General features: G+C 52.6%; 12 protein-coding genes. 7 read left to right on the plus strand and 5 right to left on the minus strand.

The genetic code is table 11. The features are described 5' to 3' along the window. The first annotated feature begins 326 nt into the window (after nt 1-326). Both CCB157_RS02775 and CCB157_RS02780 read left to right on the plus strand, forming a co-directional pair. A complete protein-coding gene (locus CCB157_RS02775; RefSeq protein ID WP_238594571.1) occupies nt 327-1,328 on the plus strand; it encodes a S8 family peptidase in 1,002 nt (333 codons plus the stop codon). 330 nt (nt 1,329-1,658) lie between these two features. Continuing rightward, a complete protein-coding gene (locus tag CCB157_RS02780; protein WP_077614406.1) occupies nt 1,659-1,766 on the plus strand; it encodes a YjcZ family sporulation protein in 108 nt (35 codons plus the stop codon). A 112-nt stretch (nt 1,767-1,878) separates the two neighbouring features. On the opposite strand, the gene CCB157_RS02785 is transcribed toward CCB157_RS02780, so the two are convergent. Together CCB157_RS02785 and CCB157_RS02790 are read right to left on the minus strand one after the other, a co-directional pair. Then, a complete protein-coding gene (locus CCB157_RS02785; protein ID WP_077614407.1) occupies nt 1,879-5,004 on the minus strand; it encodes an MMPL family transporter in 3,126 nt (1,041 codons plus the stop codon). Between the two features lie 6 nt (nt 5,005-5,010). Next, nucleotides 5,011-5,466, minus strand: a complete 456-nt coding sequence (locus tag CCB157_RS02790; RefSeq protein WP_077614408.1) for a MarR family winged helix-turn-helix transcriptional regulator — start codon at nt 5,464-5,466, stop codon at nt 5,011-5,013. Between the two features lie 514 nt (nt 5,467-5,980). On the opposite strand from CCB157_RS02790, the gene srtD reads away from it, so the two are divergent. The 3 genes from srtD (at nt 5,981) to CCB157_RS02810 (ending at nt 8,471) form a co-directional block, all read left to right on the plus strand. Beyond that, the gene (gene srtD, locus CCB157_RS02800) at nt 5,981-6,613 is read left to right on the plus strand and encodes a class D sortase, LPxTATN-specific (RefSeq protein WP_077614410.1); all 633 of its coding nucleotides are present in this window, start codon (nt 5,981-5,983) and stop codon (nt 6,611-6,613) included. Between the two features lie 226 nt (nt 6,614-6,839). Then, nucleotides 6,840-7,460 carry a DUF47 domain-containing protein gene (locus CCB157_RS02805; protein ID WP_077614411.1) on the plus strand — a complete coding sequence of 207 codons (621 nt, stop codon included), beginning with the start codon at nt 6,840-6,842 and terminating at the stop codon, nt 7,458-7,460. Between the two features lie 12 nt (nt 7,461-7,472). Continuing rightward, complete coding sequence (locus CCB157_RS02810) at nt 7,473-8,471, plus strand: inorganic phosphate transporter (protein WP_077614412.1); 999 nt, start codon at nt 7,473-7,475, stop codon at nt 8,469-8,471. Between the two features lie 77 nt (nt 8,472-8,548). Here CCB157_RS02810 and CCB157_RS02815 read toward each other — a convergent pair whose 3' ends face one another. The 3 genes from CCB157_RS02815 to CCB157_RS02825 form a co-directional block, all read right to left on the minus strand. Then, nucleotides 8,549-8,785, minus strand: a complete 237-nt coding sequence (locus CCB157_RS02815; RefSeq protein ID WP_077614413.1) for a hypothetical protein — start codon at nt 8,783-8,785, stop codon at nt 8,549-8,551. A gap of 209 nt (nt 8,786-8,994) precedes the next feature. After that, nucleotides 8,995-9,219 carry a hypothetical protein gene (locus tag CCB157_RS02820; protein ID WP_077614414.1) on the minus strand — a complete coding sequence of 75 codons (225 nt, stop codon included), beginning with the start codon at nt 9,217-9,219 and terminating at the stop codon, nt 8,995-8,997. Nucleotides 9,220-9,869: 650 nt separating this feature from the next. Continuing rightward, nucleotides 9,870-10,043: an aspartyl-phosphate phosphatase Spo0E family protein gene (locus CCB157_RS02825; protein WP_238594572.1), complete on the minus strand. Its 174-nt coding sequence runs from the start codon at nt 10,041-10,043 to the stop codon at nt 9,870-9,872. A gap of 714 nt (nt 10,044-10,757) precedes the next feature. On the opposite strand from CCB157_RS02825, the gene cbpB reads away from it, so the two are divergent. Further along, nucleotides 10,758-11,219 (plus strand): cyclic-di-AMP-binding protein CbpB, encoded by a 462-nt coding sequence (cbpB, locus tag CCB157_RS02830; RefSeq protein ID WP_305782230.1) that lies wholly within the window; start codon nt 10,758-10,760, stop codon nt 11,217-11,219. A 148-nt stretch (nt 11,220-11,367) separates the two neighbouring features. After that, nucleotides 11,368-12,876 (plus strand): MDR family MFS transporter, encoded by a 1,509-nt coding sequence (locus tag CCB157_RS02835; RefSeq protein WP_077614416.1) that lies wholly within the window; start codon nt 11,368-11,370, stop codon nt 12,874-12,876. Nucleotides 12,877-12,977 lie beyond the last annotated feature (101 nt).

A 12,977-nucleotide genomic window follows, 5' to 3' on the forward strand; every position in this document is an offset into this window, starting at 1 on the left:
TAAAGGCCGATCCCCCCGCATGAGGCGTTTAGCCGACGGGGGTTTTGGGGATAAAAGCAACGGCGCCCTTTCAGCCATCGCGTGCAGGGGCCGTTGCTTTTTTGTGAAAGCGGCCGCTCCGTAAGACCTATGCCTGTGGACCGCCGAGGCCGTTGGCGTGATCGTGAAGCCAGGCCGTTTGGGAAGCGGTCCGGCGGGGCGGGCGGGAGGTCGGATGCGCGGGAGGTCCCATGCGTATCGCAGAAAAAATGATTCCATGGTCTGATAGGGATTTTTCGCCAGCGACCCGAATAATTTGATAATCAATCATCCGAGGAGGGGTACCGTTGGGAAAAGTCCGATTGATCCCGTACACCGTTGAGGAAGTTGTGGAAACGCCGACCGAAACCGTACCGGCAGGGGTGGCGATGATCGACGCGCCTTCGATTTGGGACAAAAGCGACCGCGGCCGAGGCGTTGTGGTGGCGGTCATCGATACCGGATGCCAAATCGATCACCCGGATTTAAAGGACCGCATCATCGACGGACGCAATTTTACCGATGATTATAACGGCAAGGCCGATCGTTATGAAGACAATAATGGCCACGGGACGCACGTATGCGGGACGATCGCCGCCAACCAAAATGAATCGGGGATTATCGGCGTGGCGCCCGAAGCGCGCCTGCTCGTGTTAAAGGCCTTGTCGCAAGACGGAAGCGGCGAGACGGACTGGATCGTCGAAGCCATCCAATACGCCGTCGATTGGCGCGGGCCGGACGGGGAAAAAGTCCAGGTCATTTCAATGTCGCTCGGGGGCCCGGACGATGACGATGCGCTGCACCTCGCCATCCAGAACGCCGTCAAAAACGATATCCTCGTCGTCTGCGCCGCAGGGAATGAAGGGGACGGCAGGACCGACACGCCGGAAGCTTCCTATCCGGGCGATTATAATGAAGTCATCGAAGTCGGTGCCGTTGACTTCAATCGGCGATTGGCCCCATTTTCGAATTCGAACGACAATGTCGACGTCGTCGCGCCCGGCGTCAACGTCGTGTCCACGTTTATCGGCGGTCGGTATGCCCGCCTTTCGGGCACATCGATGGCAACGCCCCATGTCAGCGGCGCGTTGGCGTTGCTCGCCAACCTGACGTCAAGCGAATTCGGCCGCAAGCTGACCGAACCGGAGCTTTACGCCCAACTCGTTCGCCGGACGGTCGGGCTCGGTTATGACAAGGCCGGCGAGGGCAACGGCCTCGTCTCATTGGGATGGGTCGATAAAATCGAAGCGATCGTCAAGTTGTTGACGCCATCCGTTCCTACGGAGACCGGCGTGTCGGCGGTGAAATGACAGGGTGAACGCGCGGCATCGGCCATCCATCGGCCGGCGCACCGCATGATTTTGCCGTTGCCGCGAACCGTGAATGCGCTTTGTAGCCGTTTTCGTTGGAGTTGATAATAGGCGTTTGCCGCTTGCCATGCCGTCATGTAAGATGGCCGCTTCCGGGCTGAGAGGTCCGTAAGCGGCTTTTATTCTTGGATTGGGCAGGCCGTTGCGAGGTTGAACATTTTGAATCTTAGATGATCGTTGGTTTCGCATCGTTTTTTTCCGATCGCCGTTCCGGAACCTATTAGGTCATGCATAGGTTATACTAACTTGTTTATAAGGTGGTGATTTCGCATGGGTTACTATGGTGGCGGTGGAGGATATGGATATGGCTCCAGCTTTGCGCTGATCGTCGTGTTGTTTATCCTTTTGATTATCGTCGGTACCTCTTATCTTGTTTAATGAATAAAGAAAAAGGGCGTTTCATTTGGAAACGCCCTTTTTTTCTTAACAAATGGCCTTTTTTATTCAATCATTTAAACATGCAAAGCAACGGCCCGATGAACAGGGGGGGTTATTTATTTGCCGCCTGTGATTCGTGTTTAGTTGTATAAATGAACGGCCACCAGTTGGCCGGTCCAAAAGTGCGGACGAGGACCGTGATCAGCAGCGGGAGGATGATCAGGTTGTAAAGAATCAAGGCGACGATGATGATGGTCGCGATTTCCATCAAAGTGACGACGCCGGAAGGCATCATCGCCGCGAAGGTGCCGCCCAGGATGACGGCCGCCGATATCACGACGGTGCCGATGGATTTCATCGCCAGCAGGATGGCGGTGCGCACCGGCATGCCGCGGTATTCGTTGAAACGGTCCATTAAGAAAATGCTGTAATCGACGCCGAGCGCGATGACGACGACAAACCCGAAAAACGGCACGGCCCAGTTGATGCCGGGATAACCGAAGAGGTTCACGAAAAGCGCTTCGGTCACCCCCATCGCCGTAAAATACGTCAGGATGAGCGAGCCGATGAGATAAATCGGCATGACGAACGATTTCAGAAGGACGGTGAGCACGATGCCGATGCCGATCAGCATCAAAACGGCGGTACGCGAGTAGTCGTCATCGGAAATGTGGCTTAAATCGTGGAATACGCTCGACACGCCGCCGACGGCGACCTTCGCGTTCTCAAGCGGGGTGTCTTTGGTCGCTTGTTCGACCGCCGCCCGGATGTCGTCGATTTGATCGATGGCCGTCTCCGAATACGGATTGACGTCAAAGACGACGTCGAGCTTGTTGATTTTGCGGTCCCGGGACATGTACGTATCCAGCGATTCCTTAAAGTCTTTATTTTCGAGGGCTTGATCCGGAATGTAATAACCGGCGAGCGCGCGGTTCGTCTTCGCGAGATCATTTAAGAAACCGCTGGCATCGTCCAAACCGCCCGACACCTGATTCAAGCCGTTGACGGCGCCGTCCAATCCTTTGATGAGTTCATCCATTTGTTCGTCGAGTCCGGAAAAACCGGCTTTGAGCTGACCTTGCCCGCCGTTGACGTCATCCAATCCGCCGGCGAGCGACGGCAAGTTGGCGATCGCTTTGCCTTGGCCCGCTGACGCTTGCTTTAAGCCGTTTTCCAGTTGGGCGATGGCTTTTTCCAGTTTGGCCAAGCCTTGGACGAGTTCTTCCTGCTTGGCGGCGATGGCCGCGAACCCGTCATTGGCGGAAGCCAAGCCTTTGGTCAATTGGTCCAGGCCGCGATTTAATTGGGATATCGATGTGGCCAAATCCGGATTGCCCGTACCATCGCCGGTGATGGCGGCATAGGCTGCGGCAAAATTCGGGTCCGCCAGTGCCTCGCGATGTTTGTCCGCATATTTGTTTAAGCCGTTTACCGCTATTGTCAGGCCCTGTTGGATTTGATTATATCCGTTTTCGAGTTGTTCGAGATTATTTTGGATTTCTTTATAGCCGTCCAAGAGCTTTCGGCCGTTTGCGGCGAGCGTTGCCGCCCCGGATTCCGCCTGTTGCAATCCTTTTCGGATCTGGCCCGAGCCGGAAGCACCTTGGTCGATGCCGTTCTTGATCTGTTGGAGGCCGTGTTGAAGGTTCACGACGCCGTCTTTTAACGCCTTCGTCCCCGCGATGAGATCATTGATGCCCGCGGTCGCCTTTTTCAATTCGGGCGCCGAATGCGTCAATTTTCCGCTCGCATCATCAAGACCGCCTGCAATTTTTTTGACGCCGTCATTCGCTTTTTTCAATCCGCCCGCCAGCGTTTCCGCTTGATTGGGGACGAGAAAATCTTTGATCGGCGCCCCGAGCGGCTGCGTCGCGCTGCGCACCGATTTGACATGGTCGACTTTGCCTACTTCCCGCGTGATCGCTTCGATCGTTTCCAAATATTTCGGCTCGTCCATGCGCTCGTCGTTTTTCAAAACAATGGTTGTGGGCAGCGCTTCGCCGGGATTAAAATTGTCTGCGATGATATTAAACCCTTTGACCGACGGGTAATCGCTGCTGATCTCTTTCATGTTGTTGAAAGAGCGCGTGCCGTCGTAAGTGATCAGAAACGGAAGCGTGCAGGCGCAGGCGATGAGAAAGGCGATGAACGGGCGCTGCAACGCAAAGCGGCCGAGACCGCCCCAAAGTTTGCTCTCGGTGTGGCCGAGCGCTTTTTTTGACGGCCAGAACAGCTTCGGACCGAGGATGGACATGAAAAACGGGACGATGGTGAGCAATGCGGCGATGAGCACGGCGATACCGACAGCGACGGCGACGGCGGATTGATAAATGTTAAAGGCGGACAGGCCGATGGAAGCGAAGCCGATGAACACGGCAAGCCCGCTGAAAAACACGGTCCGGCCGCCGTTTTTGAACGTTGCGACGATCGCTTCATCCGTCGTCTCGTGCTTCGGCAGCTCCTCTTTAAAGCGGCTCATCAACAGAATGCAGTAGTCGGTGCCGATGCCGAATAAAACCGCGACGAGAAAGATTTGCGTGAAATTGGAGACGGGAAAATCAAACCAGTCGATGAGAAAGGCGACGAGCGCCTGCGAAACGATATAAGTCACCCCGACCGCGATGAGCGGGATGAACGGAGCGACCGCCGACCGAAAGACGATGAACAAGACGAGCAAGATAAAGATGACGGTAATGGATTCGGTCTTGTGCAGCCCGGCCTGCATGCTCGCTTCCGTATCGTTGTTGATCATCCAATCGCTCGTAAAATAATGATCCACCTTTACATCTGAGATGGCGGCATACAAATCTTTTGTTAACGCCTTGGTGTCGCGGGCCTTGACCTTGATGTTGACGAGCATCGTCGTCCCGTTTTTCGACACCAGCTTTTCTTTCAGATCCGGCTGATCGAATACGCTGATGATATCGGTGATGCCGAGCGCCGATTGCTGCTTTTTTAATTCGTTGACGGCGTGCTGGATTTCTTGTTTATCTTGATCTGAAAGGCCTTTTTTATCATAAAATACAAGAGCAGTGCTCAGCGTGTCCCCGGCACCGTTTTGTCGGTCCATTTCAGCCAAAATATCCGAGGCGACCGCGGAGCTGTAACCCTTTGGAATCATCGCTTGCCCCTTTTCGTGAACGAGGTCGGCCATATTCGGTTGCAGGGTGAGCAAAAGGACGATGGCGGCGATCCAAGCGGCGATGATCCACCATTTGGCTTTTAAAATCGTTCTCACGTGACATCACCTTTCGATTTCCCTGATCGCTTGATCTAAGACGAAGGCGAGCTTTTCGTACGTGTTTAAAAATGCTTCAATCTCTTCTTCTTTGAAATGAGAGATCACGCGCGTCAAAACGTCGTGGATTTTTCGATTGCACGCGTTGTAAAACTCCACGCCCTTTTTCGTCGGAATTAAATGGACGATGCGGCGGTCGCAGCGATCGCGCTCACGCCGGACCAAACCTTTGGCGGCCAAGCGGTTGATGATCGCGGTGACCGCGCTCTTTTGCACGTGAAAATGGTCGGCGAGATCGGTGGACGTGCAGCGGCCGCGTTTCATGATGAAGCCGAGCGTAAAGTGCTGGTCATACGTCAAATTGCCGGCAATTTCCTTGGTCGCTAACACTTCGCCCCTTTTATGGACGAGAAAAGTCAACTCCTCGTATTTTTCCACCCATTCCAGCGATTTATCGTCCATGCCCTCATCCTTTCATGCGTTATTCATTAGTCTTTACGTCCGTTAGAGCCATATTATTATTTTTGTCTCATCCTTTCATGCGTTATTCATTAGTTCTCGAAGTGAATAGTTCATGTGTTTAATTATAAGGGAAGGTCAAACGGATTGTCAATGACACGGGCGTGGGCGCCGAGAAACATGGATTCTACCGGGTGATGAGCGGCGGCGTCCGCACATCGAGGGCGTTTGACGGTCCAAAACGCGCTCCGCTTCCGTTCAACGGCGCCATCAAAAATTCGGGTGAAACGCCTCGGCAATCCGGTGAGCGGCGGGCGTCGTTCAAGTTCCTTGCGAAAATTGCGAACATTAGGAGGCGATCGCCGTGAGGATATGGTATAATAAAAAACAGCCTTTGATTGTTGTTCATTCTTTTTTTCTTTGATGTTTTGATCAGAACAGGCGGTGGGCTGATGGAAAGTCTGTATCGTCATCGTGAAGCCGGAACAAAACTGACGGTCGTAAAGGAGATGATTTTTTGAAAATCATCGCCTATATTTTTATCGTCGTCGGCGCGATCTGTTTGTCGATCGGCGGTTGGGAATGGTACGCGACGACGCATCAGGAAGAGCGGGCGCTGGCCAAAGCGGAAAAACTCGTGGCTAAAACCGGTGATGCTCCTGCCAAGGATCAGGTGTCCGAAAGCGACGGGAAACGGCATGAGAAAAAGGCGGGGGATCCGTCGTTCGCCAAAGACGACGTCATCGGCCTGCTCGTCTTGCCCCGTTTAGACAGAAAGCTGCCGATCGTTGAGGGCACCGATTTAAAGCAATTGAAGAAAGGCGTCGGCCATTACATCGGCACGGCGCTTCCGGGCGGGCATGACCAAATTTTTCTCGCCGGCCACCGCGATACGGTGTTCCGGCATCTCGGCGAGATGAAAAAGGGCGACGACGTCATCATCAAGATGCCGTACGGCACTTACAGGTATAAAGTGACGGGATCCAAAATCGTGCCCTCCGACGACCGGACCATCATCAGGCCGACGGCACCGAAGGAAACTCTCGTGCTCGCCTCCTGCTATCCGTTTGTTTTTGTCGGCCATGCTCCGGATCGGTTTATTCTTTATGCCGAGCCCGCCGGCTCGACCAAGGCGGACCAAAAAAGTTGAAAGGTTTTTCGTCACGGGAAACGGGAAGGCTTCCCGTTTTTCTTTTGCCCATCGCAAAGCGTCGGCGTGAAAGGCCTGTCCATGGCGATCCGCGACATGTGAAATTTTGTTGAATGGTGAAAAATAACAGGGAACGGATCCTAAAAATATTTGTAATTCGCACCCGTTTTGTTAAAATGATTAAGGTTGGGTAAATAATTTATTTTTTTGTGGCGAGGTGGCATTCGTGATCATCCCATCGAAAAACGACAAGTTTTTGACGATGCTCAAACAGATTGCGATCAACTTGGAAGAAGCCGCACAGTATTTCGTCGACTACAAAATTCGCACGATCGAGGATTTAAAAGAATTCTCAAAGGTCATGAAAGACTATGAACGAAAAGGGGATTCGTATATCCATGAACTGATTGTGGATTTAAATAAAACGTTCATCACACCGCTCGAGCGTGAAGACATTCTCGCCTTTGCGATGAAGATGGACGATGTGCTCGACGGTTTTGAACAATGGGCCTCCCGTGTTGAAATTTATCATTTCACCAACCCCTCCGAACAAATGGTTCAATTTGTCAATATGCTTCTCGGGGCGACTAAGGAAATTGCCGAGGCCGCCAATCAATTACACAGAAGAAAACTTCTCAACATTCGCGCGCATGTGATCAAAATCAATGAGTACGAAACATCTTGCGACGATTTGCTGCAGGAAAGCATACGCCAGCTTTTCCTCAAAGAAAGCGATCCGATCAAGATCATCCAGTACAAAGAGCTATATGAAATGCTGGAAAATATCGCGGACAGTTGTGAAGATGTCGCCAACACCTTAGAAACCATTATCATGAGAAACGCATAAAGGAGATTTCGAATGGACAGTTTGTTGGTCATCACCGCCTCCGTCGTCCTGTTCGCATTCGCATTCGATTTTATCAACGGGTTTCATGATACGGCGAATACGATCGCGACGTCGGTTTCCACTCGCGCGTTGAGTCCGCGCGTGGCCATTATCCTCGCGGCTGTGATGAACTTTTTGGGGGCGCTGACGTTTACCGGCGTGGCGAAAACGATCGGCAAGGGCATTCTCGATCCGTTCTCTATCGCCAACGGATCCGTCATCGTCCTCGCCGCATTGATCGCTGCGATCATTTGGAACTTGATCACGTGGTACTATGGGATTCCGAGCAGTTCTTCCCATGCGATCATCGGAGCGCTGACGGGCGCGGGCATTTCGGCGCTCGGTTTTTCCGCCATCAACTATCATGGATTTATTGAAATCATTGAAGCCTTAATCTTTTCACCGATCATCGCGCTCATCGTCGGCTACGTGATCATGACGATTTTCGGATTGATCTTTCGGAATTTTAACCTTTCCAAGACGAACAAAGGGTTCCGCATCTTTCAAGTCTTTACCGCGGCTTTGCAATCCTACACCCATGGAACGAACGATGCCCAAAAGGCGATGGGCATCATCACGTTGGCGCTGATCGCCGCCGGTTATCATTCAGAGATGGAAGTGCCCATGTGGGTGCGGATCGCCTCGGCGACGGCGATGGGGCTCGGGACGTCGATCGGCGGATGGAAGATTATTAAAACCGTCGGCGGGAAGATCATGAAGATCCGGCCGGTCAGCGGCGCGGCCGCGGACTTGTCGAGCGCTCTGGTCATCTTTAGTTTTACCTATCTCCATTTGCCCGTCAGTTCAACGCACGTCATTTCGTCGTCGATCATGGGCGTCGGCTCTTCGGAGCGGTTCCGTGGGGTGAAATGGGGAACGGCCCGCAACATCGTTTTAACGTGGATCATCACCCTTCCCGTCACGGCCGTGCTGGCTGCAATCGTCTATCAAATCATCTCTATATTTATTTAAATCTTATTCAAGCTTGTCCTATGGGACAAGCTTTTTGCTTTGAAAGGCACCTGTCGAGTATGACAAGTGCCTTTTCATTATCGATTTTTATAGAGGTGGACGCGTTCCGGCCGATTCTTCGACTTGAAAAAACGGACATTTCCTTTTGATGAAGTCATAGTATTCAAATCGGTGAGCATCTCATTCACTTCACGATCGCTAAAGCGGCCGGTGGCATGTAGACAGGCGAGCATCGCATAGGCCATCGGAAGCGTATCGACGAAGACGGCGGCGACGGCGTTGCCGCTTCGGTCAATCATCGCCTTTCTTTCCAAGGATATTCTCCCCCATTCTTTTCATGTTGAACTTTATTATAATTTTAAGAAGTGATTGACTGATTCACTGGTGTTCGTTTTCAGCCTACTTTAAAAGAGCATCATAAAACCGCAACAAGCGGAATGTCGGGGTGAAAAGGGCCAAATCATATTTAGGAAAGGGCACCGCGTTGTACAGGTGCCCTTTTGATCGGTTGCGAACACAAATGTTAATATTTGTCTTCTTGTTCCTGTTCCTGTTCTTGTTCTTGTTCCTGCCTGTTCAGAGCTTTGGCGAGGGCGGCAGCAAAGGCCCTGGCGCTTGCGCTCGCTTCGACAAAGACGTGAGAATTGCCGCTGTTGATGACTTTTGCCTCATTTTCTGTTTCTTTACGATGTTTTTTGCGTTTCTTGTGTTCCTTTTCTTCACAGGGGTCGACTTTGCGGTAACCCAAAGGAATCATCCTTTCTGAAAGTTGTTTTTAACTTTCAATACATCTTATACGGCGGGGGCGATTCGGTATCCGCAAATGCAATTGGATGAAGGAAAAATGGTAGAAAGACCCGGGAAAATAATAGACGGTTGTCGAGGGGGTAAACGATCGAAGTGGAATGCCTCCTTGCGAGCGCGAGGCGACAGGCTTGTTTGCTAGGTCGGACTTGGTTGGGGGCGCCCAAGGATCGTGCGATCATCCCGAGGAAAGCGCTTTTAACATGCCGTGACCGGGCAGGCGTGAGCGGTGAGGGCGGTCCGTCTCGGCAGCGTGCCTGACAGTGTAAGCCGGTTCGGCGCTCAGTGAGGCGCGGTTTTTTGGACGCTATTCCTGAGGATGCCGTTATAGCGCGTTTTTCCCGATACCTTTTCCGTGAACGGTATCACTTCGGCACACGCCTCAGGCAAGGCCGCCGGGAGCCTCCGGACGGCGTTTCATCCTTGAACAACGGTACCGTTTCCATACCGCGATGTGTTTGTCGGGCATTTCAACGCATTTTGGGGAACGTATATTCCTATAGAAAGGGGATGCGGGAGCGATCTGATGAGGATGGGGATTCCGTGCAGAAGACGATAAAGCTGTTGATATGACCGGCGTTGGCTCTCGACGATTCAACAAATTTCTTTGTTGTCGCTGACATCCAAACGGCTTTGCCGGATTTGATAGCGGTCCAGAAGCTTGTCCAATTCTTTGCTGCATTGCAGGGTTTTTGTCGAAGTCAGACCAAACTTATTGGCGATTTCGATGAGTTGCTGTCGCTTTTTCTCGATCTCCTGCTTCAACATGGTGATTCTCCTTCCGTTAGAGAGGATGAAGGGGGACGAGCTTTCCCTTATTATCATACAAATCCATTCAAAAGGAAATAGCTTCGAGCAAAGAAGCCACGCTTCGACAATAAACTCCATCGATTTTCACCGAAAACGACAAAAACCGAGAAGAGGGGGATCGGCGGCGCTCGACCCCTTCATGCTGATCTCGTTTTTCAAAAATCACGGCCAGAGCGATCATTCGTTCTCCTTTTCATTCATTGTTAACCGAAATGTCGCCTTCCATACGTCCGCAAAAACCAACGGCCGCCCATCGTCAGCTTCTTCGCGTTCTTTGCGTTGTGCGGAAGTACAGTCGCTTGTAAAATGTTTGGTTTGGCTTATATGCTCCAAATCTTGGCGTTGCGCGGAAGCCGCGAGAAATGGCCGTGTCCGAAGCCGGGCGGGCAAAACGGCGCGAAACGAACGCCCGCTTCTTTAAGGAGAAATATGTAAAAAATTTTACATGTTGGCCCCCGTGAGTCCGTTTTGGGCCGCGAATTTTTGAATGGGAGAATAACGACATGGTGCCGAAACCATTGGAGTGTGATACACTAATATCGGGGTTATGAAAGGGCTTTCATTTCAGCGGCCATGCCGCGCCGCCGTATTGCCATTCGGTTCCGCGAGCGTGGCCATTCCGAATGGATATCGCAAGGTTGACATCGAACTTTGATGAAGGGATGAGGACCATTGCGCCGATTGACAACGGAAGCGGTTCTAAAGAAAGACATTATGGAATTAATCATACCCGCCGACATGGTCGCCAATGTGCAAACGACGAATCCGCTTGAACACGCTTTGCTCGTCTTGGTCAAAACCGGTTATTCCGCCGTTCCTGTGTTGGATACGGCCTACAGGCTGCAAGGCGTGATCAGCAAGACCATGATTTTGAACGATATACTCGGCATTGAACGCATCGAGTTTGAAAAGCTGAGCGAACGGAAAGTCGAAGAAGTGATGAATCGGGACATCCCGGTGTTGAAAGTGGATGACGATTTTCTGACCGCGATCAAGCTCGCGATCGACCAAACGTTTTTGTGCGTCGAAGACCATGAAGGGAACTTCAAAGGGATTTTGCCGAGAAGCGCGATCCTCAAGTTTTTGAACCATTATTTGCGAGATTTGAGCCATACAACCGTCAGCCCGAATTAGGGCTGATTTTTTTGTTTCTCCGCCCGTGCCATGACGGGGCGGATAATGGCTCACAGGCTCCGTTTTAACGGATAAGTCAAACAATGAGGTGGAGAGGGGCGGTCTTTTGGTATAATGGACGTCGTGAAAGCGGAACGGAGGGAAGGGTATGAATCAAGCGACTTTACACGCGACGGAAAAGGATCGCCGGCCATTGGTGCTTGCCTCCATCGTCTTGGGGATGTTCATGGCGGCGATCGAAGGCACGATCGTCGCGACGGCGATACCGGATATCGTCGGCGATCTTGGCGGTTTTTCGCATTATAGCTGGGTGTTCTCCGCCTATTTGCTCATGAATGCTTTGACCATTCTCATTTACGGCAAACTTGCCGATCTATACGGGCGAAAACCGGTTTATCTTTTCGGCGTCATCGTTTTTCTCATCGGCTCGTTGTTGGCCGGTTTTGCCCAATCCATGGGGATGTTGATTCTTTTCCGCGTCATTCAAGGCCTCGGCGCTGGCGCCGTTCAACCGATCGCGATGACGATGGTCGGCGATTTATATACGCTCGAAGAACGCGGACGCATTCAAGGTTATTTGTCTAGCGTTTGGGGCATTTCCGCCATCATCGGACCGGCGCTCGGCGGCCTGTTCGTTGAATATTTAAACTGGTCCTGGGTGTTTTGGATGAATGTGCCGATCGGGCTCTTATCCATGGCGGGTATCGCCTGCTTTTTTCGCGAAAACGTCGCGGTGAAAAAGCACGCGATTGATTATCTGGGAGCGTTTCTCTGCTTCCTCGCGATCGCCGCGCTCATGATTTTGCTGATACAGGGCGGCACGGTTTGGCCGTGGTTGTCGCCGCCGGTTTTCGGCTGCGCCTCGGTGTTTGTTGTGGCCTTCCTTTTGTTTTTGTGGCGGGAGAGGCGGGCCAAAGAGCCTGTCGTGCCCTTGAATCTATGGAAAAATCCGTTGATTGTCGTCGCCAACATCGTTAATTTGACGACGGGCATCGTCATCATCGGTTTGACGAGCTTTTTGCCGTCGTACGTGCAAGGGGTGATGGGCCGGTCGGCTTTGGTCGCCGGCTTCACGCTCACCGCGATGTCGATCGGTTGGCCGCTCGCCGCAACGGTGGTCGGCCGGCTGCTGGCACGCCATGACCATCGGAAGATTGCGGTGACGGGTGGTGTGGCGCTCATCGTCGGCGGCTTCTTTTTCCTGACGTTGCATGCGGAAAAGGGACCGTTATGGGCGGCGCTCGGTTCGTTCCTCATCGGCGTCGGCATGGGATCGACGACCACGACGTTTATCGTGGCGATTCAGAGCAGCGTCGGCTGGCAGCTGCGCGGCGCGGCGACGTCTTCCAACATGTTCATGCGCATGTTGGGGAGTGCGACCGGTGCCGCTTTGCTCGGCGGACTGCTGAATATGCGGTTGAAAGCCTTTATTCATGAACACCGGGGGCGCGAGCCGTTGTCGCTCGATTCCGCCAACGCCTTGTTGGAAAACCGTACGGTCCACGTGTCGGGACATGGCTTGAAGGTTTTGAAAGCAGGCTTGGAAAGCGGTTTGCACGCCGTCTACATCGGGGTGTTCGCCTTTGCCGTGCTCTCGTTTCTCCTCATCCTTTTAATTCCGCGCAAGGCGATGGGCGAAGCGAAGGCGGGGCAATGAGCGCTGCCCGGAGGTTGCGGCGGCGATAATTCAACGCAAAACCGGCTCGGGGGGAAGGCGCATGCCGGGCGGACCCGAGCCGGTTTTTGTTCGTTCGCCGC

Origin of the sequence: Caenibacillus caldisaponilyticus, assembly GCF_002003465.1 — a bacterium.
GTDB classification, from domain to species: Bacteria; Bacillota; Bacilli; order Bacillales; family Sporolactobacillaceae; genus Caenibacillus; species Caenibacillus caldisaponilyticus.

Excerpts from the sequence above, each read along its gene's own strand:
- CCB157_RS02780 (WP_077614406.1), top strand. The coding sequence starts at position 1,659 with ATGGGTTACTATGGTGGCGGTGGAGGATATGGATATGGCTCCAGCTTT.
- CCB157_RS02790 (WP_077614408.1), bottom strand. The coding sequence starts at position 5,466 with ATGGACGATAAATCGCTGGAATGGGTGGAAAAATACGAGGAGTTGACT.
- CCB157_RS02810 (WP_077614412.1), top strand. The coding sequence starts at position 7,473 with ATGGACAGTTTGTTGGTCATCACCGCCTCCGTCGTCCTGTTCGCATTC.
- CCB157_RS02825 (WP_238594572.1), bottom strand. The coding sequence starts at position 10,043 with ATGTTGAAGCAGGAGATCGAGAAAAAGCGACAGCAACTCATCGAAATC.
- CCB157_RS02835 (WP_077614416.1), top strand. The coding sequence starts at position 11,368 with ATGAATCAAGCGACTTTACACGCGACGGAAAAGGATCGCCGGCCATTG.